A 22,927-nucleotide genomic window follows, 5' to 3' on the forward strand; every position below is an offset into this window, starting at 1 on the left:
TAGACAGCTACTTAACAAACAGCTGGCGCGGAAAATTAGCCAGGGTTTCACAGCCATTTTCAGTAATCAGAATGCTTTCGGTAATTTCTAGCCCCCAATCTTCTACCCAGAGGCCAGGCATGAAGTGAAACGTCATGCCTGGTTGAAGAATAGTGTCGTCTGACGGACGTAAGCTCATTGTGCGCTCGCCCCAGTCCGGCGGGTATGAAATACCGATAGGATAGCCACAGCGTGCGCCACCACGGTCAAAACCGTACTTATCCATCGCCGCGCCCAGCGCCATGGCAATATCCGCCGTACGATTACCCGGCTTAGCCACGGCAAGTCCACTCTCGATGCCTTCCAGCAAAGCAGATTCAGCACGAATGAAGTCTGCCGGGGGCGTACCTAGAAAGACGGTGCGCGACATCGGTGCGTGGTAGCGTTTGAACACACCGGCAATTTCGAAAAACGTGCCTTCGCCTTTGCGAAATGGCGTGTCATCCCAGGTTAAGTGTGGCGCTGCGGCATCTTTTCCAGTGGGCAGCATAGGCACAATGGCAGGATAGTCACCACCAAACACCTTACCGTTCTCGTCAATAAACCCTTCGATGCCGACGCGGTAAATTTCCGAGACCAGCTTACTTTTTGGCAGCCCAGGTTCAATGACTTCCAAAATGCGCGTATGCATGCCTTCAACAATTTTTGCCGCCACGCGCATGTAGGCGATTTCTTGAGGCGACTTAATCGCTCGGCACCAGTTTACGAGAGCGTTGGCATCCATAAAGCGCGCATGGGGAAGCTCACGCAAAAGGCTTTGGTAGGCTTTAGCAGAGAAGTAGTAGTTGTCCATCTCCATGCCCACCACGCCGGTATGCCAGCCACGGTCGGGCATTATCGACTGGGCCAAATATTCCATCGGATGCATGTCTGGATTTTGGACATAGTAGTCTGGATAGTAGGTGATATTGTCGGGGTCTATCCAGCAGGTTCGCAGAGCGCCGTTAGCATCCATACGGCGACCAAACCATACAGGCTCACCTTCAAGCCCCACAAGTACACACTGATGCACATAAAAAGACCAGCCGTCATAGCCGGTTAGCCATGCCATGTTGGAAGGGTCACTGACGATCAATACGTCAATTCCACGGACAGCCATTTCTGCACGCACCTTCCACAAGCGATTAGCATACTCTTTACGCGTGAAAGGCAGGGAAACCTCAGTCATCGGGCAACTCGCCATCAAAGATCACTAAGAACCAGCGCCTTCACTTTTTATAAGTTAGTTACGCTGGGCCACAGGATCGACCTGGCCACCGCCGCAGTAGGCCCGCCAATGTCGTCTTAGGGCGATACTAGCACCGACCCTTGGTTGCCGGTCAAAGCCTTTATGACAAAAATTGTGACGCACCGTGGTAGCGTAACCATAGTTAATCTGCTGTGAGGAGGAAAAATGAAAATAGTTGTACATATCGACGATGCGGCCCAGTGGCAAACCGCCCTTGCTGAGGCCTTGCCACAGGCAACCGTACTTACCAGTGATGCCCCTGAGAATGAGCGCCAAAACGCAGACTATCTCGCGGTTTGGAAAGCACCGGCTCATTTACTTAACGAGCAAATCCAACTAAAAGGCATTATCAACCTGGGTGCCGGTGTCGATTACTTGCTGAAAACCCCAGGTTTACCAAGCGACGTCCCAATCGTGAAACTGCGCGATGCGGGCATGGGCGAACTTATGGCAGATTACGTGCTATACGGTGTACTGCACTTCTACCGTAGTATGGACCGCTACGCTTCCCAACAACAGCGCGCCAGTTGGCAGCCCCACGCTGTGCCTGAAAAAGCTCAGTGGCCTGTGGGTGTTTTAGGTCTTGGTGCCATTGGCAGTTTTGTGGCGACTTCCCTTTCGCAGGCAGGCTTTCCTGTCGTCGGCTGGAGCCGCTCGCCTAAACAGATTGACGGCGTGCGCTGCTTGCATGGAGAACAAGGGCTCGATGAGCTGCTTCGACAGGTGCAAAGCGTGGTCACTATTTTGCCTGACACCGCTGCTACTAAAGGCATTCTAAACGCTGAACAGCTAGCGAAATTGCCTAAAGGCGCCAGCGTGATTAATCCGGGTCGTGGCAGCTTAATTGATGAGCAGGCGTTACTTGACGCGCTAGGCGATGCCAAGCATCCCGGACACCTGTGCGGTGCGTTGCTCGACGTTTTTTGCGAAGAGCCTTTGCCTGCCAATCACCCTCTATGGCAGCACCCCAGTGTTATCATCACGCCTCATATGGCTGCGCCTACACCGCTAAATGACGCCATTGATCAAGTGGTGTCGTATATCAAGGCATTTGAGGCGGGCGAATCGCTGGCAACGGTCAGCCCAGAAGCGGGTTACTGACGCTTAGGCAAGTGCACGCTATACTGCACAGGGAACCAAGCGCTTGCTAAAGGCTCTTAGGAGAACACGTCACAGGGAGGAAGGGCCTTTGCGTCATGTCACACTTGGCAACAGGCAGCGTACGTATGCAAGCGCAATATTAGGCGCCTGCATACTTACCCTGTGCAGCTTAGCGGCAGCAGATACACCTGATGAGCAAACTCTTCAGACGCCTCACCCTTTTCAGGCTCAATATCGCTTAGAAATACGCGGATGGCCAAGCGCGACGATAACTCACACCTTAAGTAATGAAGGACAGCACTGGCTAAGCAGTATGAATTTTGCGGTCGCCGTTGCCCGTGGTGAAGAGCGCAGCCGCTTTTCAATAGACGATGCCACCACTCATTCGTTGCTTTATAACAGCAGCTATTCACTGCTGGGAGTCGGTGACAGTTACCAACTCAACGAAAGCGATATTAGTTCGCTTGATCGCCAAACTGCGCTCTTTGATCTTTCCCGACGGGCGGGGCGCGAAGGCTGCACAGAAAGTGCCCCTTGCGATATCGAGTTTGTTGATCACCGTGGGCGTGATGAACACTTTCAGTACTATGTCGATCAGCAAACTGTTAACGGTTCCACTACTATTAGCGTCCCTGCAGGTGAATTCGAAACAACGCGCGTCACGCTGATTGATAAAGAAAAACCAGACCGGCATCTACAAATAAACTTCCACCCAGATTGGCCAGGCCTGATTCTTACGGCAGAATACCAAAAAGAGGGACGCCGACAGACCTCTCTTACCCTCACTCACTTCAACCCTGCTGGGGATAGCGCTCCTTAAATGCTTTCTGGCTTACTGATTGTTTTATTGCCCCTTTTCCTGGGCTACCTAGTACGCGTTCGCTCTCCCCGCTTACTCAGTCTCATCAACCGAGCCGTTAGTGGCTCGGTTTATTTAATCCTACTATTTATGGGGATAAGCCTCGCTGGGCTTGAAAACCTAGGCAGCCAGCTTTCAAGGCTAGGCGGAAACGCGTTGCTACTGTTCAGCATTACTACGCTGTTCAACCTTGGGGCACTCTGGTGGTTATCCCGTCGCGTGGCACTTAAAGCCGGAAGCTCACCTGTCGTGAAAAACGCCCCCACCAGCAAACTCGCCGCTATGCAGGGTTCATTAATGCTGGTGGGCGTGGTGGCAGGGGGCGTGCTGGTTGGGCTACTGCTCGGCCCGATTATCGGTGACGTGCTGTTTACTACCGCCGACTGGTTAGCAGAGTGGGTACTATACGTATTGCTAGTACTGATCGGCTGTCAGCTACGCAATTCCGGCATGCCGCTTAAACAAATTTTACTGAACCGCTTGGGGCTTGCCATCGCGATCACTCTGGCGTTGAGCTCACTGCTGGCGGGCTTACTAGCCGCCCCGCTTCTTTCGCTTAGTTGGAACGAAGGCTTAGCCATGGCATCAGGTTTTGGCTGGTATTCGCTTTCGGCTATTTTGATTGGCGACCAACTTGGCCCATTAATGGGCGGTGTGGCATTTTTCAATGACCTGACCCGCGAACTGTTGGCATTTATCCTGATTCCTCTCGTTATTCATCGCCACACAGCACTGGCCATTGGCTATGGCGGCGCAACCTCTATGGATTTCACCTTACCGGTGATTCAACAGCACGGTGGTGTTGCCTGCGTTCCGATTGCGGTAGTCAGTGGATTTATCCTGTCTTTGCTGTCTCCCCCCCTGATTCTATTTTTTCTTTCGCTTTCAGGTTAGCGATAGCAGGCTTTCATTGGGTAGGATAAACAGCGTTCTCTGTTTAAAACGCTTTTCGTTCACTGCTCAGGATGCCTGCATGCCATGCTAAACGGAATTTGGTTAAGTTTTTTTATTGCTGCGTTTGCGGCGTCTTTGTGGCAGTGGTTAATCGGTGGCGATAGCGAGGTTTTTGCGCGCCTAGTGCAGTCACTGTTCGATATGGCGCGGGTCAGCGTGGATATTATTTTAGTGCTGCTAGGCACGATGACTCTTTGGCTAGGCTTTCTTTCGATTGCTGAAAAAGCGGGCATGATTCGCCTACTAGGCCGCGTACTTGATCCGCTTTTCTCTCGCCTAATGCCAGAAGTGCCCCGGAATCACCCTGCCATGGGGCTAATTAGCATGAACTTTGCAGCTAACATTCTCGGCTTAGATAACGCTGCCACACCGATTGGTATTAAAGCCATGCAATCGCTGCAAAGTCTCAACCCGAGCCGCGATACCGCTAGCAACGCACAAATTCTTTTTTTAGTGCTCAACACGTCATCACTGACGCTGCTACCCGTCACGATCTTCATTTATCGTGCCCAACAAGGCGCGGCTGAACCCACCCTGGTTTTTCTGCCGATTTTGTTGGCCACCAGCGCCTCTAGTTTGGCTGGACTTCTAGCCGTGTCGCTGATGCAGCGCTTAAAACTTTGGCAACCCGTGGTGTTGGCCTATTTAGTTGCTGCGGCCCTGGCGCTAGGGCTATTAATCACCACGTTGGCGGGGATGTCGGCCCAAGCACTGGCGGCAGCTTCAACACTGGTAGGTAACCTGACGCTGTTCTCTATTGTAATGATGTTTTTAGTGGTCGGCGCACTGCGGGGGGTGAGGGTATATGACGCCTTTATCGAAGGCGCAAAAGAAGGCGTAAGCTTTACGGTCACCTTACTGCCGTATCTTATTGCCATGCTGGTGGCGGTTGGCGTACTACGCGCCAGCGGCGTTCTAGATGCAGGGCTAAGTGGCATCCGCTGGTTGGTGAAAGGGGCTGGTTGGGACACTCGTTTTGTGGATGCGCTGCCTACCGCCTTTGTAAAACCCCTTTCTGGTAGCGGCTCGCGGGCCATGATGATCGAAACCATGAACACGTTCGGGGTCGATAGTTTTCCTGGTCTGCTAGCCGCTACTCTGCAAGGCAGCACCGAAACAACCTTTTACGTGTTAGCAGTCTATTTCGGTGCGATTGGCGTCACCCGTATTCGTCATGGGCTTGGCTGCGCGCTGATCGCAGATGCCGCTGGCATTATCACCGCCATTGCTGTCTGCTACTGGTTCTTTGGCTAACGCAGCTTGGTAGCTAATTTACAACACTCGTAACAACACTCGTAACAACAATAGATCAGGTAATTTGCTTCATGCATGCTCAACACGCAGCATTACATAACGAGCTACACGCGAGGCCGCCCCTCTATTTTGAGGGGCCTGCTTGCCTTCATCATTACGCCTTTACGCTTGAAGGCGATAACGTTACTACGTTGCTTAACCGCCTAGCGGAAGTAACAGACATCACGATCACACCCGATCAGGTGCAACAAATAGTCAGTTGCCAGGGCTGCTTAATCAAATGGGAGCGGCACACCGAGTTTTTTACGCTGACCATTAAGCACGATAACAACAGCAACCCTCGCCTATGGCCAACACCACCTACTTTTTTAGCCCGTGTGCTAGCGGAGTTTGCCGAGCAAATCATCAGCGCCAGCGTATTGCGCGTGGAAACTGCCCATCGCTGGGCAGGCAGTGTGGACGCCTATGGGTTAGATCAGCCAGCGGGCTCTCAGGTAGGCGGCGGTGACGCCACGGTGTGGAGCGATTTCAACCTCGATGATCAACAAAGAAACCGTCTACTGCTGGTTAACGATAGTCTAGATAGCTATCGACTAGGCAGAATGGCAAGACGCTTATTTGATATTGAAACCTATCGTATGATGGCGATGCTGGCGCTCCCGGAAGCCAAAGCGCTCAGTCGTGAGTTGCAGCACTACGAAATGGAGCTATCAGCGCTCTCTCATCAGCACGCCGAACAGCACACCTCACCTGCCGAGCCATTGCTCAACGCCCTAACGCTACTCTCAGCGAAACTTGAGCGCTGCGCTGTACAAACACGCCAGCGATTTAGCGCCACCGATGCCTATGCCAACCTTGTGTTGGCACGCATTGATGAACTGCGCGAAGAGCGACTAGGTAATTATCCTCGGCTTGGCACGTTTATTTTGCGCCGTTTTGAGCCGGCGGTGCGTTACTGCGATGCCATGAACCGTCGGGTGGAAACCCTAGCCACTAGTGCCACACGCTTAAACGACTTGTTACGTACCCGCACCCAGGTTGAAATCGAGAGGCAAAACTACAAAATTTTGCAGAGTTTAGATGCCCGCGCTAGCAGCCAACTCAAAATCCAAAAAGCCGTTGAAGGCCTCTCGATCATCGTCATCAGCTACTACATTTTCAGCTTGATGAAATTAGGGCTAGAGAGCTTAAGCGCTCTAAGTGTCGATATCGAACCTAATGTGGCCGCCTCCATCATCGCACCACTGAGCGCACTCATTATAGCTATCCTAATCTGGCGAATTTGGAAGGTGAAAAAGCACTAGCCGAAGATTAATTTTGGCTACCTATACGCCTGATGAGGTGATCGTCAGGCGTGTATTGGTTATCAGCCGCTGCCATCTCGCCAACTATAAACTATGTTATGTCTTAGTGGCCTGGAAGCGTGCCAAAATCGTTTTTGTAAGGAGAGTTGTTTCTGTTTGATCAAGTACTACTACCTTCGCTAACTAAGTATCACAGGGGTACTCAGCAGGCAGATGTCAGGATGACTAAGCGCCTATTGCTACAAATTATGTTTGACGTTTTCAAGGATGAAAGGTTAAAGAATGGTAAGCGCAAATATTATCTTTATCGTACTAGCTGCCTTTTTTTGGGGTGTTTCCGGAGGAATTGCTGGTGTTCTTTTAGAAGACGGTTGGGATCCTTCCGTTGTATCGTTTTATCGAGGGTTCGTAGGTCTCCTCTTCGCGCTTATCTGGCTACTGTTTCAACAACAGCACAGCGGTCTGAAAAATAGTCAGCTTTGGTTCTGGTCAATCATTGCTGGTCTTGGAGTAGCTGGTAATTTTACGTTCTATTTTATCAGTATTGAGCATGCTAACGTTGCTGTCGCCGCCACCTTGATGTACTGCGCTCCCATCTTCGTTTATCTCATTTCCTTTGCTCTCAAGCTTGAAAAATCGACTGCTGCAAAATGGATAGCCATCTTTTTAGTGATGCTTGGCGTCGTGCTACTCACTAAGCTATATGAGATTAGTGCGAGCAGCATATCTCTACTTGGTGTGACCATGGGACTACTCGCGGGGCTTTCTTACGCCCTGTTCATTTTTGGCTTTAAATATGCTGCGCCACATGGCAGCCCGCAGGCTATCCTTTCGATTGCCTTTAGCGTACTGGCTATTGCTTTAATTCTACCCGCCGAAACCGACCAAGTTACCAGCGTTTTAGGCTCTCCAGATTTACCACTATTTGTGGCACTAAGTATTCTGGGTGCTGGCCTGTCGTTTCTACTGTATATCAAGGGTATTAAACATACGGCGCCCGCCCTCGCTTCCATGATTGCCATGGTAGAGCCGGTCACAGCAACACTGTTTGGTGTTGCCGTTTTGGGAGAGACTCTTGGTGTGACTCAAATGATCGGTATGGGGTTAATATTAGTGACTGTAACGGCTCTCAGCGTATCCTCTAACCGTCGCTAAGGGGCGTTACACTCGCCTCGTAGTGAGCCGCCAAGTGCCTTGCGCAGTGCAGGGCCGCTTATTCCACGACCTAATAGCACCGTCAGTTTCGCAACGGCGGCTTCTAGCGTGATGTCACCTCCCGCAATCACACCGGCTTGGTTCAGCGCCGCGCCGGTGGCGTAGGCTCCCTGCACGACCTCCCCTTGGGAACACTGCGTCACATTGAGTAGTGCGACCCCTCGTTCATTTGCAGCCGTTAACGCCTTTAACAGCTCGCCTTCAAAACTAGGCGGGTTGCCCACGCCGTAGCTATGCAGAATCAAGCCTTTTAGGCGTTCATCGGCCAGCAGCAACTTGGCGCGGCGCAGCGACATGCCAGGATGAAGTGGCAAGATGGCTACCGCCTCATCATCCACCTCGATGGGCGCAAAGTTAGGCAGTCCGCTCAGTAGCGCAGAGGGCTGTGGAAATGTCATACCGATGCCAAGCTCGGCAAGCCAGGGGAAATTAGGAGAGTCAAAGGCATCTAAGCCCTGAGTGCGCACCTTGCGCGCACGATTACCGCGCAGGAGTCGGTCATGAAAAACCAGACTTACTTCACAAGGTGTTGCGGGGTGGAGCACCAATTGCAGTGCGCTAACGAGATTATTCAGCGCATCGCTACGAAGCTCCCCCAAAGGAATTTGGGCGCCGGTGAAAATCACCGGCTTGTTGAGTGCGCCAAGCATAAACGACAGCGCGGCGGCGCTATACGCCATAGTATCGGTACCGTGTAGCACCACAAATCCATCGTATGCTTGCCAGTGGCTTTCTAACTGGGCCACTAAACGGTTCCAGGCGTCGGGCATTAGCTCGGCGCTATCAATCAGAGGCCGCATTTCTAGCACATCAAACGATGGCAGCCTGTCGGCGTTGCTCAGCGCTAAGTGCGCGGTTAAACGCTCGGCCAGCCCCGCGCAAGGCACATACCCATGTGGCGATGGCTGCATACCAATGGTACCGCCGGTGTAGAGCATGAGTACGCGGGGCATAGTCTCTCCTTATCTAATAGCGTTCGTGCATGCGAGGGCTTACTTAGCGGGCGCGCTTTCCAGACGCTGCTTTAACGCTTCGGCCTCTTCAGGCTCCAGCTCCCAGGCTTTCGGATCTAGCTCAAGATCTGGGTGTTGATTGGCATCGAAAATCGGCTGTTTGATGCCCTGACGACGCTGACTATCGTAATCGTTAAGGATGCGTAGGCCGCACTTGAACAGCAGAATCAGCGCCACGAGGTTGACCACTGCCAGCAGGCCCATAGTGACATCGGCAAAGCCGAACACAGTGCCAAGATCAGTGGTCGCCCCCCAGCACACCAGCAACACAATGGCGATTCGGAAAGCATTAAACAGATTCTGGTTGTCGCGGCTAAAGAAGTTGAGGCTGTTCTCGCCCAGGTAGTAGTTGTACAAAATAGTACTGAACGCAAACAGCAGCAGCGCGAGACTAACAAAGGTGCGACCCCATTCGCCTACATGGTCGGCAAGCGCCGCCTGAGTGAGGGCGATGCCTTCAACACCAGCGCCTGCGGCCGGGTCGTACACACCGCTGAGCAGAATCAAAAACGCCGTGGCCGAGCAGATAATCACGGTATCGATAAACACCGAAAACGCCTGCACAATACCTTGGTTGGCTGGGTGCGGTACGTAGGCTACCGCCGCCACATTGGGCGCACTGCCCAGACCCGCTTCGTTAGAAAACAGGCCTCGCTTTAAGCCCATCATAATGGCCGCACCAATACCGCCACCCACCACCGGCTCAAGGCCAAAAGCACTTTTTACAATTAGCGCAATAACGCTGGGGATTTCACCAATGTTCATGGCAATAACCAGCAGCGCAATGGCGATATAGCTGACCGCCATAAAGGGCACCAAATACTCCGAGATGCGCGCGATACGTTTGATACCACCAAAAATAATCAGCCCTACCAGCATGGCCAGGGCAATACCACTGTAAAGCACCGGCACACCGAAGGCGTCACCAAACGAGGTCGCTACCGCATAGGATTGCAGTGCAGTAAAGGCAAAGCCAAAGGTTAGCAGCAATAGCACCGAGTAAAACGCCGCCAGCCAGCGCCACTGTTTGCCTAACCCTTTAACGATGTAGTACGCCGGGCCACCGCGATACGTGCCATCGCCTTCCGCTTCTTTGTAGGTCTGCGCCAGGGTGCACTCTAAAAAGCTAGTCGCCATCCCCATCAAGCCCACCAGCCACATCCAGAAAATAGCCCCTGGACCACCTAACGTAATTGCGACCGCCACGCCGGCAATATTACCGCCGCCCACGCGACCCGCCACGGACAGAACAAGCGCCTGAAAAGAACTTAAGTGGCCATGTTTATTACGCTTAAAGGCCTGACCTGACCCCAGTATGCGAAACATTTGGCCAAAATAACGAAACTGCACAAAGCGGGAAGCAACGGTAAAACCGATGCCAACGCCTACTAGCAGCACTAGCAGTACCTTTCCCCAAAGGAGCTCATTGAGCATATCAAGCATGTGATGTTCTCCGCGTTCTTGTATTAGCGTTATGTTGGAATTCGCGTCGTTTTATGTCGCGCTTCTTAAAACCGCGCCGCGGAGAACGTTTTACCAAGCATAGGAAAGAATTAAATTTGGCGCAGCGATGCAGTTGTATGCACTAACTGCGCCATTTGCTGCACCACAGTGCATCACATAAAAAAACGGTGCGCGCCTTTTCAGGCTGCGCACCGTGCGATTCTACCTCTGTGGACACGGCCAACTAGAGGCTCGCTTTTTACTTAACCGCTTTAGCCGCCCGCGCCGCGTGAAGCTTTTTATAGCTTTCGATCAAGCGCTGGTGGCGTTCCAAACCTTCTAGCTGCATGTTAGTCGGCGTTAAGCCATGGAAGCGCACTTCACCACTCACCGACCCCACGACCGCTGCCATGGTCGCTTCACCAAACATGCGCCGGAAATTAGGCAGGTAATCGTTGAGCTCCAGCTCATCATCCAGCGTAATCTCTAACACCGCGTTTACCGCCTGATAGAACAGGCCACGCTCAACGGTGTTGTCGTTGTACTGCAGGAACATCTGCACGCAGTCCAGCGCCTCTTCATGGCGTTGCAGCGCAAGGTAAACCAGTAGCTTCAGCTCTAGGATCGTTAGTTGCCCCCACACGGTGTTCTCATCAAACTCGATACCAATCAACGTGATGATATCGGCGTGGTCATCCATCTGGCTCTCTTCCAGCCGTTCGACCAGATCGGTAAGTTGGTCGTCATCCAAACGGTGCAGATTGAGAATATCTTCGCGGTAGTCCAACGCTTTATTGGTGTTATCCCAAATCAAGTCTTCAATGGGGTACACCTCTGAGTAACCTGGCACCAAAATTCGGCACACCGGCGCGCCCAGGTCTTCGTGTACGGCCATGTACACTTCAGCCCCTAGATCTTCAAAAATGCCAAATAGCGTCTCGGCCTCTTCCTCATTGCTGCCAGAGAAATCCCATTCGCTGAACTCAAAATCGGGCTTGGCACTAAAGAAGCGCCAGGAAACCACGCCAAAAGAGTCAATAAAGTGCTCAACGAAGTTGTTGGGTTCAGAAACGGTTTGCGAGTTAAATGTTGGTAGCGGAAGATCGTTTAGCCCTTCAAAACTGCGGCCTTGCAACAGCTCCGTCAAGCTGCGCTCCAGCGCCACTTCAAAGCTTGGGTGCGCGCCAAACGAAGCAAACACGCCGCCGGTACGTGGGTTCATCAAGGTGACGCACATAACCGGGAACTGCCCCCCCATAGAGGCATCTTTTACCAACACGGGGAAACCCTGGGCTTCCAAGGCGTTAATGCCTTCTACGATATTCGGGTAGTTTGCCAGCACCGCTTGGGGCACATCCGGCAGGGTTAACTCCTGCTCGAGGATTTCACGCTTGACCGCCCGTTCGAAGATTTCCGACAGGCACTGCACCTGGGCTTCCACCAGGGTGTTGCCCGCACTCATGCCGTTACTTAGGAACAGGTTTTCAATTAGGTTGGAGGGAAAATAGACCGTTTTGCCATCGGACTGACGCACAAACGGTAGCGATACAATGCCGCGATCTTCACGGCCAGAGTTGGTATCGATCAGATGTGAGCCACACAGCTCACCTTCGGGGTTGTAAATATCGCGACAGTGTTCATCGAGAATTTCAGCGGGAAGTTCATCGTTCGGCCCCGGCTGAAACCACTTTTCATTGGGATAGTGAACAAAGTCGCTATTGGCAATTTCTTCACCGAAGTACTGATCGTTATAGAAGAAGTTACAGCTTAAGCGCTCGATAAACTCGCCCAGTGCGGAGCACAGCGCGCTCTCTTTGGTCGCCCCTTTGCCGTTGGTAAAACACATTGGCGAAGCTGCATCGCGAATATGCAGCGACCAGACGTGGGGCACGATATTCCGCCAGGAGGCGATCTCGATTTTCATGCCTAGATCAGCCAGCATCGCGCTCATATTAGCGATAGTTTGTTCTAATGGCAGGTCTTTGCCTGGGATATAAGTAGCACTGCCCTCCGGCGCGCCCATCAGCAGTGCCTGGGCGTCCTCATCGATGTTTTCTACCGTCTCGATCTGAAAGTCGGGGCCGGTTTGAACAACCTTCTTTACCGTGCAGCGGTCGATAGAGCGCAGAATGCCCTGGCGATCTTTTTCAGAAATATCTTCAGGCAGCTCAACCTGGATTTTGAAAATCTGCTTATAACGATCTTCCGGGTCGACGATGTTGTTCTGGGATAGGCGAATATTCTCGGTAGGAATATCCCGAGCGTTGCAGTAGACCTTAACAAAGTAGGCGGCACACATCGCCGATGATGCCAAGAAGTAGTCGAACGGACCGGGAGCCGAGCCATCGCCTTTATAGCGAATCGGCTGATCGGAGATAACGGTGAAATCGTCGAACTTGGCCTCTAAGCGGAGGTTATCGAGGTAATTGACTTTAATTTCCATGAACGGGCATCCGGAGCAATGAGTGTGCCTCGGCTATTAACATCATAAGCCGATAGGCGGATTGCCGCCCATTATCCAGTTTTTCACCCGCTTCGTCTTGGGAAGCATTGCACTGACAGGCCCAAAGCGTCACATTAGCCGCACCGCCGCTTTCTGAGAACGTTGAAACCGCCCCCATGCATGATGATTTTGTGGCTAACTTACGCCTACTGTGCAGCTACTACCCATCCATTGCGGATGTTTGCCGCCGCTTATCCATCAACCGTGCCCAGTTTAACCGCTACCTTAGCGGGCGTTATTATCCAAGCCACGCCGCGCTACAGCGTATTTGCCACTTTTTTGGAGTAACGCCCGAAGATATCGCCCTACCCCACCACGATTTCCGAGCGCTGGTGCAAACAGGCCAGCTCAATGCGGATGCCTCACCTAGCACGCTACCCTGGCCCAATGCGCTCATTCAGCGGGGTAGTGAAGGCATGGAACGTTATCTGGGTCGCTACTTCGAGCTTTATCACTCGATGTCGCGCCCTGGGCATTTGATGCGCACGCTGGTGTGTTTAGAAGCCAGAGAAGGAGGCGTGGTGTACCAGCGCACAGAAAGAATGCACGTTGCGCCAGACACGCGTCCTTGCCATAACCGCTACGTAGGCACCGCTGTTAAACTTGCAGACCGACTATTTTTAGTTGACCACGAAACACTCAATGGTCATGAAATTACCCAAACTATTCTGTTTCCCAGCTTTCAAAGCCAAGTAACGCGTTTAACCGGGCTAAAAATGGGCGTGGCAGATAACAGTGAGCGGATGCCCTGTTGTGTGCGAGTGGTATACCAGCGCTTAGATGAACAGATAAGCTTGCGGTCTGCGCTAGCTCAATGCGGCCTGCTGTCACTTGACGACCCGTCGCTAGATGAGTCGCTGCTGGCAGCCGTGTGCAATGATGTGGCTAGCGGAGAGCACCATTTTCGAGCACGTCACTAGCAGTGTACTTCGCAGGACGGCGATGGTGTCAGTACATGGGCAAAGAGAATCGACTCAAAGTGCTCCATTGGAACGACTGACTTAAGCGTTTTAGCGCGCAGTATGGCGCCTTCCCACCCGGATAATATAAAACTGGCAAGGGCTTCTGGAACAATCGCCTTATCAATATCGTTCTGATTTTGCGCATCTTTCAGACAGACGACAAAACGTTGTTCCCAGCGCTGGAACACTAGATTAAGGGCATCACGGAAGGTGTCGCTTTGGCCAGAAAGCTCCTGGCCAAGGTTACCAATCAAGCAGCCAGTGGTGTGGTCGCAGCCCAACATGTGCTCACGCCCTGTGGCGAAGTAACGCCGTAGCCGCTCTAACGGCGGCAACGAAACGTCTTCAAGCAGTGTTGCCAAACTTTCATCGTACTCGCTAGCAAATCGCTCTATCACCGCCAGCCCAAAATCTTCTTTGCTGGAAAAGTAGTGGTAAAACGATCCTTTAGGCACACCGCAGGTTTTTAAGACGGCATTAATACCCGTCGCATTGTAGCCCTGCTGGGCAATCAGTTCGGCACCGGTTTCAATTAACTTATCGCGAGTGGCGGTGTTTTTCATGACGTCACATTAACCAGTGAATTTAGTGCTTTGCAAAATAATAATGACAGGTATTGTTAGGCCCGTCAGCGGTTAGACAGCACGCTGCAGCGATGCTTAATGGGTTGCACGCTATTTGCACATTGCTTACCTAATCATTGCTTGCGTATCGGTGATGCTAGCATGATACGCCATTTTCTCTGGAATTTTCGCCCTTAGCCAACGGATGCCGCGCGGTAATGACCTCCTCCCACTCTTACGCACCCTCTCAACAAGGCCGTATCGGTTTCGGTGCCTTGGCAGCGCTACTGGTCTTCGCCTGCGGTTTAGCCTTGGCTTGGTGGATTATCAGCCAGCCACCCCGCGTTGAGCGACGGCCGCCACCGCCCGCCGCACCACCCCTAGTGGATGTCATTACGGCGGAAGAGCGGCTGCAAGCACCCATACTTAATGGCTTTGGACGAGTAGAAGCAGAAAAATCCACTATGCTTGCCAGCCGAGTTGCCGGCCAGCTAGAACGCTTTGGGGAGGGCGTACTCCCAGGACAGGTCGTCGAACAAGGAGCGCCGGTTGCGTATATCGATCAGGCTGATTTACGCCTCATTCTCGAAGATGCTGAAGCGCAGTTGGCCAACGCTCAGGCGCAGTTAGCGCTAGAACAAGCGGAGCAACAGCGCGCCCGAAGTGAGTATGAATCTTTTGGCCGCCAACTTAGCGCCGAGCGCCGCGCCCTAGTACTACGTGAACCACAGCTACGCCAAGCTCAAGCTCAACTAACGCAAGCACGGGTAGTCCGCGACCAAGCGGCGCTTAATCTTGAACGTGCCACGCTAGCTGCCCCTTGGCGAGCGATGGTGCAAGAGCGCTTGGTTGGTGCAGGAAGCTTGTTAAGCCAGGGCACTGAAGTACTCAGTTTGGTTGGTGTCGAGCAGTTTTGGGTCCGCGCTTCGTTGCCGGGAGATATCTTGGGCTGGCTAACACCCGGCAGCCGCGTCACGCTTACCAGCCAAGGCTGGCTGGAAGGCGCAAGCCGAGAAGGCAACTTAATTTCTATTCTGCCCAACCTAGAAGAGAATGGCTTACAGGCGCAGCTTTTGATTGCCGTGAATGACCCATTATCACTTGAGCACGATGGTCCCGCGCTGCGCCTTGGCGATGTGCTACGCGTTACCTTTCATAGCACAACCCAAGAGCCGCTCATCGCCCTGCCCTCTGCAGCATTGCGCCCAGGCGAGCAGGTATGGTGGGTAGATGATGAAGATCGCTTACGCAGCACCCAAGTCACCCTGGCCTATCGCGGTCAGGAAACGGCACTGGTACGCAGCGGTTTAGTGCCCGGACAGCGCGTGGTAATTGCTGGTTTGGCTCAGCCTCGTGAAGGCCAGCAAGTCCGTATTCGTCAGCGGGGAGACACCCCAGCCAGTGATGAGGACAGCCCATGATTCGCCGTGGCCCGCTTGCCTGGATGGTCGACCATGGCGTTGCCCCTAACCTGATGATGGTGCTGTTTATCGTCGGCGGTTTAATGGCATCTCTGGCCATTAAAAAAGAGGTTTTCCCGGAATTTGAAACGGAAATCATCCAAGTTAGCATCAGCTATCCTGGCGCCACGCCGGAAGATGTTGAGCAAAGTTTGCTGCTACCGGTTGAAGCTGCCATTGCTGATGTGGAAGGCATCGATGAATTAACCGCCAGCGCTGGTGAAGGTAGCGGCGTGGTCAGCGCCACGCTGATCGACGGCGTTGATGTAATGCGGGCCTATCAGGATATCCAGCAGGCTGTGAATGCTATCACCACCTTGCCTAACGCAGCAGACCCACCGCGCTTTACCCTGGCTGGCCGCTCTCGCAGCGTGGTGAGCTTGCAGGTGTATGGCTCCGTGGGCTTAGCCGCACTGCATGACGCCGCCGAGGATGTGCGCGCAGAATTACAGGCCACCAGCGGCATCTCCCGTGCAGAGCTCTCCGGCAATCGGGAACGTGAAATCCAGGTGCTTTTGGATGAAGAAGCCATTGAGCGCTTTGGGTTAGACCATCAACAACTTGCCAGCCGAATTGCCGAAGAAGCGCTTGATCTCGCGAGTGGCCAGCTTACGACCGCCGAAGGTGAGTGGTTAATTCGCTACCAGGGCCGCCGCAACAGTGCGGATGAGTTTGCCGCACTCCCCATTCTCACCACCACCCAAGGCTCTCCCGTTGTGCTGGGCGATATCGCTCGCGTAAGAGAAGGGTTTGCTGAAACCGACCGTGAAGAGTTCTATAACGGCGAGCCAGGCTTATCGGTGGATATCTATCAGATTGGCGATCAGACGCCGACCAGTATTTCCCAAGCGGTTTACGGTGAGCTGGAGCGGCTGCGCGCCAACCTACCCAATGGGGTGCGCCTGGATGTTTCCAGAGATAGCTCAGAAATTTACGAAGACCGCCTGAACCTGCTGCTAAAAAACGCCTGGATGGGCTTGGCACTGGTGCTAATTCTCATGGCACTATTTCTTGAGGCACGATTGGCCTTCTGGGTAACGCTGGGCATCCCGACGGCATTTTTGGGCGCAATGCTATTTCTGCCTTGGATTGGCGTCTCACTTAATATGATGTCGATGTTCGCCTTTATTATCGCCCTTGGCATTGTCGTAGACGATGCCATTATGGTCGGTGAGAATATTTACAGCTACCGGGAGCAGGGCTATTCCCTTCGCGATGCCGCGGTAAAGGGTGCCCAAGAAATCGCCACACCGCTTACCTTTGCGATTCTGTCTAATATTGTTGCGTTCCTACCGTTGCTGTTTTTACCCGGCTTTTTAGGGCTTATTTTTGCCACCGTGCCAGTGGTTGTTATCACGGTATTTATTATTTCCCTGGTGGAAGCACTGTTTATACTGCCTGCCCACCTCGCCCACGCCCGTAAGCCCCGCAAAACACCCGTATGGCAGCGCCCCATTGAAGCCGTTCGTTTACGTATGCAAAAGGGCCTGCATCACTTTACTTATCAACAGTTTGAACCATTCTTACAGCGGGCGCTTAACCAGCGTTTACTAACGGTATCGCTAGGCATCGCCTTACTATGTGTCGCACTTGCCTGGGCAATGAGTGGTCGACTTGGCTTTTCACTCATGCCCAGAGTGGAATCAGACCAAGTTCAGGCCAGCGTTACCCTGCCGATTGGCAGCAACATTAGCGTTAGCCGTGAATTGAGCCAACAACTGCTGGATGCCGCCGAGCAACTAAGCGAACGCGAGGCAACCCTCAGCTTTAGCAGTACCCGAAGCCGCTTGGATGGCGAGAGCCTAACGGTGCGTTTAGACATCGCCAGTGAAAGCCTGGATGACTGGCCACCATCGCGCATTGCACGAGAATGGCGTGACTTAACGGGCGATTTAGTCGGCGCGCAATCCGTGCGCTTTGAGTCAGATTTCGGAGGCCCCGGTAGTGGTGCAGCGCTGAGCCTGCGTTTATCCCACCCCAACACCCAAGTGTTAGAAGCAGCCGCTGCGCAGCTGGCGGAACAGCTGGCTGAATATGGGTTAACCGATATCGATAGCGGTCTGGGTGACGGCAAACCGCAGCTTGAAATGCGCCTGTCTGCCGAAGGGCGCGCGTTAGGGCTAACCGGGAACGAACTTGCCCAGGCGCTACGCGGCACGCTACAGGGAGCTACTGCCATAGAGCAGTTTATCGGCCGCCGAGAAGTCAGCGTAGAGGTACGCCTGCCTGAGCAAGATCGTGACAGCCTCAATGAGCTTTATCGACTGCCGATCCAGACGCCTGACGGCCTAAGCGTCCCGTTGTCTCGCGTAGCCGATATTACGTTAAGCCAGGCCTCTAGTAGCCTTCAGCGAATCGATGGTCGTCGGATAATTACGGTTACCGCTGACTCCGAGGGTGACCAAGCGATTAATCAAGTGCTCGCCACACTGCAAGAAGATGTTTTCCCCACTCTTAGCAATACCTGGACAGGGCTTGAAGTGAGTATGGGCGGACGACAGCAAGATACCGCCGACAATTTAGCCACGTTGCGCAACGCCATGTGGCTAATGCTGGCCGCGCTGTATGCATTGTTAGCCATCCCTTTCCGTAGCTACCTTCAGCCACTTCTAGTACTGGCGGCTATTCCGTTTGGTATTGTCGGTGCCGTCGCAGGCCATATGTTGATGGGGTTCGGATTATCGATTATCAGCTTACTCGGTATGCTGGCACTTTCCGGCGTGGTGATTAACGATGCCCTGGTACTGATTGACTATGCTAACCGTAAGCGTCGTGAGGGCATGGATGCCCGCGAAGCGATCGTCGCCGCGGCGACCCGCCGCCTACGGCCGATTATGATGACGACCCTCACCACGTTTTTAGGCTTGGCACCAATGATTCTAGAAACCTCTCGCCAAGCGCGCTTTATGATACCCATGGCTATTTCACTAGGGTTTGGCATGCTATTCGCCACGGTTATCTTGTTACTGGTAGTGCCCTGCCTCTACCTGGGGTTAGAAAACCTGCGTGAACGGCTCAGCAAACCACCCCAACCAAGCCATGAGGGAGTCAGCTAATGAAACTGCTCGCTTCACTACGCCAGTGGCGCCCCTCCCAACTGGGTCTAAAGCTTTTTGTGGCTATTTTAAGCGTTAACGTAGCCATTGCAGCGAGCGTGTTTTTAGCAGTGACTTACAGTATTGATCGCGGCTTTTTAGAATATCTAAATCAAGCCCAAGAGCGGCGCGCTATGCTGCTGGCGGATGGGCTAATTACTCGCTGGGAAACTCAGGGTAGTTGGCAATGGTTGGAGCAATCGCCAGAACGCTGGCCCTATATTGTGCGCTTTGAGCTTGGCCAGGAACACCGTGATCGCCCTTCTCCTCTCGGCGAGACCCAAGACTTCGCGTTACGCAATAGCGATGGCCGCTTCGTCATCCCACCTGCTGAAACCGCACGCGGCTCAAACGGTTGGCGATGGCTCACCCTTTATAGCGACGTGACCTCAAGCGGAAACAATGAAGCGATTGGAGAACTTGGGTTTCGTCCTCCACAAGATATGATGGAGCGCATGGAAAGCCGTTTTCTAGAGCGCCAGCAGCGCAATTTAGTGCTTATTGTTGTTTCTCTCGGGTTGGCATCGCTGTTACTGGCAGGAGGGCTTTCCTGGTGGCTAGGCCGACGTACCCGAGCATTAGCAGGGGCAACGCTACGTTTAACCGAAGGTGATTATCACACTCGGTTACCAGAACGCGGCCGGGATGAACTTTCCAGTTTGGCACGCGACTTTAACGTGCTAGCAGCCACCTTAGAAGCTAGCCGCGACGCCAGAGCACGATGGGTATCTGATACTGCCCACGAGCTACGTACCCCGTTAGCAGTGCTGCGCGGCGAAATCGAAGCGATGCAGGACGGGATTCGTCCGCTAAACCAGGAAAATCTTAGCTCACTGGCTCAAGAAGTCGCTCAACTGGAACGGTTAGTCACTGACCTGAGACTGCTTTCCCAAAGCGATGCAGGCGCATTGGATATTCAGCTAGCGCCAATGAATCTCAGCGAAAGCTTAAAAGGCCGTTTATCCGATGCTGACCGCTGGCTAGAAGAGAGCGGCCTGACCTTGTCATGCCAGCTTACCCCCGACATCATGATACAAGGGGATGCCCAGCGTTTGCGTCAATTATGGAGCAATCTGCTGGATAACAGCTGCGCCTATACGCAGCCACCAGGAGCGCTACGGGTTTCGTTAATCTGCGAAGCTAACCATGCCGTTATTATTTGGGAAGACAGCTCCCCAGGCGTGCCTGAATGCGAGCTTTCACGCTTAACTGAACGCCTGTACCGCGTGGAGGGCTCACGTAACCGCGCAAGTGGCGGCAGCGGGCTGGGGCTCTCAATTGCTAGCGCGTTAGTCAATGCCCATGGCGGCACGCTTTCGCCTGGCGTTTCTGAGCTAGGCGGTCTGAAATGGACGCTGCGCTTCCCGCTATTTATTGCCTCTTAACCTAAGCGAGCTGACTATGTCTGAGAATAGTTCACCCCAAGACGCCTCACTGCTCATTGTTGAGGATGAACCTAAAATCGCCCGGCTAATGGCAGACTACCTGGAAAACAATAATTTCACCCCGACCATTATTGCCAACGGCAACGATGTTATACCCTGGCTAACCCAGCAGCTTCCGGCACTCATACTGCTAGATGTGATGCTGCCTGGTAAGGATGGACTAACGCTATGTCGAGAAATCCGTCAACACTGGCCTAGCGTTCCCATTATTATGGTGACTGCAAAAGTCGAGGAAGTTGATCGTTTACTAGGCTTAGAGCTAGGTGCAGACGACTATGTATGCAAACCTTTCAGCCCCCGCGAAGTGGTTGCCCGCGTAAAAGCGGTATTACGCCGCAGTCAAGCCGCTGCGCAAGTCGATGACGCTTCAGCCACCACCCCGCAAGCACCGGTGACACTCGATGAAGAGGGCTGGCAGGCGCTCGCCAATGGGCACGACCTTGGCCTCACCGCCGTAGAGTTCCAACTGTTGCGCGTCATGATGCAGTCCCCGGGACGTATCTTCAGTCGCGAACAGCTAATGGATCACATGTATCGGGATAACCGCATTGTCTCGGAACGTACCGTGGACAGCCATATTAAGAAGCTACGCAAAAAAATCCATGAAGCACTCCCCGAACTAGAGATTATTCGCTCCGTTTACGGCGTTGGTTACAAATATCAGCCAGAAGGATAATCCGTCTATTTGCTATCAACGACCTGCGGCTGAACCTGACGATTCAAGAAGGCGATACCGGCTTCGATCGCGCTATCACGAAGCAGGAAGCTGGCAAAATGACCATAGCCACGCTGTAAGTACAGCTCGCTTTCGGTGCCCTGGGCCTGGAGTGCTTGATAGAAGTCAGTCGCGTGATCAACGGGCACTAACTGATCCCAGCTGCCATGAAACAGAAAAAACGGTGGTGCCTGGAGTGTGATTTGCCGCGCAGGTGAAGCCAACGCATAGGCCTCTGGTTTTTCGGCGCGGGTGCCGCCAATAAAGTCGACCACCAAACGACCATCATCAAACTTCAGTAGGTCGCTGGGTAGACCGCCAACTAGCACCGCTGCTAGCGTTGCGTGCTCGCCGCCATAAGGTTCGCCCAGCGGGCCTTCATTGCCAGCTAAGGCAAGCAGGCTTATTAAATGCGCACCGGATGAAAAACCAACGCCCACGATGCGGTCAGTATCCACTTGCCAACGCTCAGCGTTACTATGAAGCCAGCTCATCGCCTGCTGTAAATCATATAGCTGTTCAGGGAATCGGTACTCGGGAGCAAAGCGGTGCTCAATATTCACTGTCACATACCCCTGCGCGGCTAACTGCTCAGCAATCGCCTCCATGTCGTCAGGACCACGGTTGCGCCAGCCACCGCCATGTACAATGAGTGCCGCTGGTCGACGCTCTGTCGCTGAAGTGTTTGGTAACAGCACCTGGGCGCTCAATGTTTGCGCCCAACCATCAGGTGTATAATGCTGGGTGGGTAGTCGAGTAAAGGTTTGCGGCGTATTCAGCATCCCCTGCTCAATGGCAGGTAGACCCCGGCTGGCTTGATGCGTTGCACCGCAGCCGCTCATCAAAAGAGCCAGCGCGCTTAGGCTCAGATATCGACGCATAAGACGTAAATCTGGCATTTAGAACTCCTTAATATGCCCCCTCAATACGACGCTTCCTCAACACGTTTATTTAACACGTTTCTTTGACGCAACGTTTCAACATGTCTTTTCGATACGTGTTTTGAAAACCGTAAGCCCCCGCCCAAACGATTGTGACCGCGTAAGCTAAGATAAGATCACGGTTGTTGCACACTTTGTGCAAACGTTTTACACCAAGCCCTTAGATACTGATATCGACAACTTACCATTTTTAGAATGTTTCGAGGTTTGCTATGAACATATCATTACGCCAATTATTTGCGCCTGCACTACTTGCCGTTGCCCTTATGCCTTTAGCCTTCAGCGCCAATGCTGGTCACCACAACAGTGCAGATATTGACCGCGAAGCGATGCAGGAGCGCATGGAAGAGCGCCGTCAAGACGTTTATCAGCGCGCCGGTTTAAGTGAAGAGCAACAAACTGCCTTAAACGAAGCACATGCTGAACATCGTGATGCCATGCTGTCGCTGCGCGAAGAGCACCAAGCCAAGGTGGCCGAGATCCTAACCGAAGAAGAGCAACAAGCGCTGCGCGATGCCATGCGCGAGATGCATGCTGACAAACATGACGAGCGACGCCATAGTGAAGGCGGTCATGGCAAGCGCGACCATGAACGTCGCGGACACTACGGCGAAGCTGCTGAGGAAGACACAGCAGAATAAGCGTTTATTAAACGTCAAACCTTGCTTTAACGCCCGGCCTAGCCGGGCATTTTTGTTTCTATACTCCTGAACAACGCTTTTAACGATGGGCTGAAAGCTCCCCATCGACTTGAAGTAAGCTCTTAAACCACGTATTTTATTTGAACGTTCATTCAAAAATAACGCTGTTTTTAATCCTTGTCTTAACAACAG

Annotated in this window: 18 protein-coding genes; 12 read left to right on the plus strand and 6 right to left on the minus strand. The window is 53.0% G+C overall.

Features of this window, described 5'->3' with window-relative positions:
* Positions 1-7 precede the first annotated feature (7 nt).
* A complete protein-coding gene (gene doeA, locus K1Y77_RS13195) occupies positions 8-1,207 on the minus strand; it encodes an ectoine hydrolase DoeA (protein WP_030073913.1) in 1,200 nt (399 codons plus the stop codon).
* A 225-nt stretch (positions 1,208-1,432) separates the two neighbouring features.
* Between doeA and K1Y77_RS13200 the strand changes: the two genes are divergently transcribed.
* The 6 genes from K1Y77_RS13200 to K1Y77_RS13225 all read left to right on the plus strand — a co-directional run bounded on the left by K1Y77_RS13200 (position 1,433) and on the right by K1Y77_RS13225 (position 7,894).
* Positions 1,433-2,368, plus strand: a complete 936-nt coding sequence (locus K1Y77_RS13200) for a 2-hydroxyacid dehydrogenase (RefSeq protein ID WP_264428961.1) — start codon at positions 1,433-1,435, stop codon at positions 2,366-2,368.
* Positions 2,369-2,456: 88 nt separating this feature from the next.
* Positions 2,457-3,188, plus strand: a complete 732-nt coding sequence (locus tag K1Y77_RS13205; protein WP_264428962.1) for a hypothetical protein — start codon at positions 2,457-2,459, stop codon at positions 3,186-3,188.
* A complete protein-coding gene (locus K1Y77_RS13210; RefSeq protein ID WP_030073919.1) occupies positions 3,189-4,121 on the plus strand; it encodes a lysine exporter LysO family protein in 933 nt (310 codons plus the stop codon).
* An 84-nt stretch (positions 4,122-4,205) separates the two neighbouring features.
* Positions 4,206-5,435, plus strand: coding sequence for a nucleoside recognition domain-containing protein (locus K1Y77_RS13215; protein WP_264428963.1), 1,230 nt, complete (start codon positions 4,206-4,208; stop codon positions 5,433-5,435).
* Between the two features lie 71 nt (positions 5,436-5,506).
* Positions 5,507-6,739, plus strand: a complete 1,233-nt coding sequence (locus K1Y77_RS13220) for a DUF3422 domain-containing protein (RefSeq protein ID WP_264428965.1) — start codon at positions 5,507-5,509, stop codon at positions 6,737-6,739.
* A 282-nt stretch (positions 6,740-7,021) separates the two neighbouring features.
* Complete coding sequence (locus K1Y77_RS13225) at positions 7,022-7,894, plus strand: DMT family transporter (protein ID WP_264428966.1); 873 nt, start codon at positions 7,022-7,024, stop codon at positions 7,892-7,894.
* Here K1Y77_RS13225 and K1Y77_RS13230 read toward each other — a convergent pair.
* From K1Y77_RS13230 to K1Y77_RS13240, 3 genes are all read right to left on the minus strand, one after another.
* Positions 7,891-8,907, minus strand: coding sequence for an asparaginase domain-containing protein (locus tag K1Y77_RS13230; RefSeq protein WP_264428967.1), 1,017 nt, complete (start codon positions 8,905-8,907; stop codon positions 7,891-7,893). The genes K1Y77_RS13225 and K1Y77_RS13230 overlap by 4 nt on opposite strands.
* Before the next feature lie 39 nt (positions 8,908-8,946).
* Positions 8,947-10,410 carry an alanine/glycine:cation symporter family protein gene (locus K1Y77_RS13235; protein WP_264428969.1) on the minus strand — a complete coding sequence of 488 codons (1,464 nt, stop codon included), beginning with the start codon at positions 10,408-10,410 and terminating at the stop codon, positions 8,947-8,949.
* 259 nt (positions 10,411-10,669) lie between these two features.
* Positions 10,670-12,853: an OsmC domain/YcaO domain-containing protein gene (locus K1Y77_RS13240; RefSeq protein WP_264428970.1), complete on the minus strand. Its 2,184-nt coding sequence runs from the start codon at positions 12,851-12,853 to the stop codon at positions 10,670-10,672.
* Between the two features lie 176 nt (positions 12,854-13,029).
* Here K1Y77_RS13240 and K1Y77_RS13245 point away from each other — a divergent pair, with 176 nt between their 5' ends.
* On the plus strand, positions 13,030-13,833 hold the full coding sequence (locus K1Y77_RS13245; RefSeq protein ID WP_264017676.1) for a helix-turn-helix domain-containing protein: 804 nt from the start codon (positions 13,030-13,032) through the stop codon (positions 13,831-13,833).
* Here K1Y77_RS13245 and K1Y77_RS13250 read toward each other — a convergent pair.
* Positions 13,830-14,438 carry a TetR/AcrR family transcriptional regulator gene (locus tag K1Y77_RS13250; protein ID WP_030073931.1) on the minus strand — a complete coding sequence of 203 codons (609 nt, stop codon included), beginning with the start codon at positions 14,436-14,438 and terminating at the stop codon, positions 13,830-13,832. The two genes, K1Y77_RS13245 and K1Y77_RS13250, sit on opposite strands and share 4 nt — an antisense overlap.
* A gap of 218 nt (positions 14,439-14,656) precedes the next feature.
* On the opposite strand from K1Y77_RS13250, the gene K1Y77_RS13255 reads away from it, so the two are divergent.
* The 4 genes from K1Y77_RS13255 to K1Y77_RS13270 are packed head-to-tail and all read left to right on the plus strand — an operon-like array spanning position 14,657 to position 21,114.
* Positions 14,657-15,859 carry an efflux RND transporter periplasmic adaptor subunit gene (locus tag K1Y77_RS13255; protein ID WP_264017675.1) on the plus strand — a complete coding sequence of 401 codons (1,203 nt, stop codon included), beginning with the start codon at positions 14,657-14,659 and terminating at the stop codon, positions 15,857-15,859.
* Positions 15,856-18,954: an efflux RND transporter permease subunit gene (locus tag K1Y77_RS13260; protein WP_264428973.1), complete on the plus strand. Its 3,099-nt coding sequence runs from the start codon at positions 15,856-15,858 to the stop codon at positions 18,952-18,954. The genes K1Y77_RS13255 and K1Y77_RS13260 overlap by 4 nt, the downstream gene beginning before the upstream one ends.
* Positions 18,954-20,378, plus strand: a complete 1,425-nt coding sequence (locus tag K1Y77_RS13265) for an ATP-binding protein (protein WP_264017674.1) — start codon at positions 18,954-18,956, stop codon at positions 20,376-20,378. Before K1Y77_RS13260 ends, K1Y77_RS13265 begins: the two co-directional genes overlap by 1 nt.
* A 16-nt stretch (positions 20,379-20,394) precedes the next feature.
* The gene (locus K1Y77_RS13270; protein ID WP_264017673.1) at positions 20,395-21,114 is read left to right on the plus strand and encodes a response regulator; all 720 of its coding nucleotides are present in this window, start codon (positions 20,395-20,397) and stop codon (positions 21,112-21,114) included.
* Between the two features lie 5 nt (positions 21,115-21,119).
* Here K1Y77_RS13270 and K1Y77_RS13275 read toward each other — a convergent pair whose 3' ends face one another.
* On the minus strand, positions 21,120-22,052 hold the full coding sequence (locus tag K1Y77_RS13275; RefSeq protein WP_030073940.1) for an alpha/beta hydrolase: 933 nt from the start codon (positions 22,050-22,052) through the stop codon (positions 21,120-21,122).
* 254 nt (positions 22,053-22,306) lie between these two features.
* Here K1Y77_RS13275 and K1Y77_RS13280 point away from each other — a divergent pair, with 254 nt between their 5' ends.
* On the plus strand, positions 22,307-22,735 hold the full coding sequence (locus K1Y77_RS13280) for a hypothetical protein (protein ID WP_264428974.1): 429 nt from the start codon (positions 22,307-22,309) through the stop codon (positions 22,733-22,735).
* The last annotated feature ends 192 nt before the right edge of the window (positions 22,736-22,927 follow it).

The sequence above is a fragment of the Halomonas qaidamensis genome (assembly GCF_025917315.1).
In the GTDB taxonomy this organism is placed as follows: domain Bacteria; phylum Pseudomonadota; class Gammaproteobacteria; order Pseudomonadales; family Halomonadaceae; genus Vreelandella; species Vreelandella qaidamensis.

Bases quoted from the DNA above. Each gene is read 5' to 3' on its own strand.
- doeA (WP_030073913.1), bottom strand. From the start codon at position 1,207: ATGACTGAGGTTTCCCTGCCTTTCACGCGTAAAGAGTATGCTAATCGC.
- K1Y77_RS13200 (WP_264428961.1), top strand. From the start codon at position 1,433: ATGAAAATAGTTGTACATATCGACGATGCGGCCCAGTGGCAAACCGCC.
- K1Y77_RS13210 (WP_030073919.1), top strand. From the start codon at position 3,189: ATGCTTTCTGGCTTACTGATTGTTTTATTGCCCCTTTTCCTGGGCTAC.
- K1Y77_RS13215 (WP_264428963.1), top strand. From the start codon at position 4,206: ATGCTAAACGGAATTTGGTTAAGTTTTTTTATTGCTGCGTTTGCGGCG.
- K1Y77_RS13220 (WP_264428965.1), top strand. From the start codon at position 5,507: ATGCATGCTCAACACGCAGCATTACATAACGAGCTACACGCGAGGCCG.
- K1Y77_RS13225 (WP_264428966.1), top strand. From the start codon at position 7,022: ATGGTAAGCGCAAATATTATCTTTATCGTACTAGCTGCCTTTTTTTGG.
- K1Y77_RS13230 (WP_264428967.1), bottom strand. From the start codon at position 8,907: ATGCCCCGCGTACTCATGCTCTACACCGGCGGTACCATTGGTATGCAG.
- K1Y77_RS13235 (WP_264428969.1), bottom strand. From the start codon at position 10,410: ATGCTTGATATGCTCAATGAGCTCCTTTGGGGAAAGGTACTGCTAGTG.
- K1Y77_RS13240 (WP_264428970.1), bottom strand. From the start codon at position 12,853: ATGGAAATTAAAGTCAATTACCTCGATAACCTCCGCTTAGAGGCCAAG.
- K1Y77_RS13245 (WP_264017676.1), top strand. From the start codon at position 13,030: ATGCATGATGATTTTGTGGCTAACTTACGCCTACTGTGCAGCTACTAC.
- K1Y77_RS13250 (WP_030073931.1), bottom strand. From the start codon at position 14,438: ATGAAAAACACCGCCACTCGCGATAAGTTAATTGAAACCGGTGCCGAA.
- K1Y77_RS13255 (WP_264017675.1), top strand. From the start codon at position 14,657: ATGACCTCCTCCCACTCTTACGCACCCTCTCAACAAGGCCGTATCGGT.
- K1Y77_RS13260 (WP_264428973.1), top strand. From the start codon at position 15,856: ATGATTCGCCGTGGCCCGCTTGCCTGGATGGTCGACCATGGCGTTGCC.
- K1Y77_RS13265 (WP_264017674.1), top strand. From the start codon at position 18,954: ATGAAACTGCTCGCTTCACTACGCCAGTGGCGCCCCTCCCAACTGGGT.
- K1Y77_RS13270 (WP_264017673.1), top strand. From the start codon at position 20,395: ATGTCTGAGAATAGTTCACCCCAAGACGCCTCACTGCTCATTGTTGAG.
- K1Y77_RS13275 (WP_030073940.1), bottom strand. From the start codon at position 22,052: ATGCCAGATTTACGTCTTATGCGTCGATATCTGAGCCTAAGCGCGCTG.
- K1Y77_RS13280 (WP_264428974.1), top strand. From the start codon at position 22,307: ATGAACATATCATTACGCCAATTATTTGCGCCTGCACTACTTGCCGTT.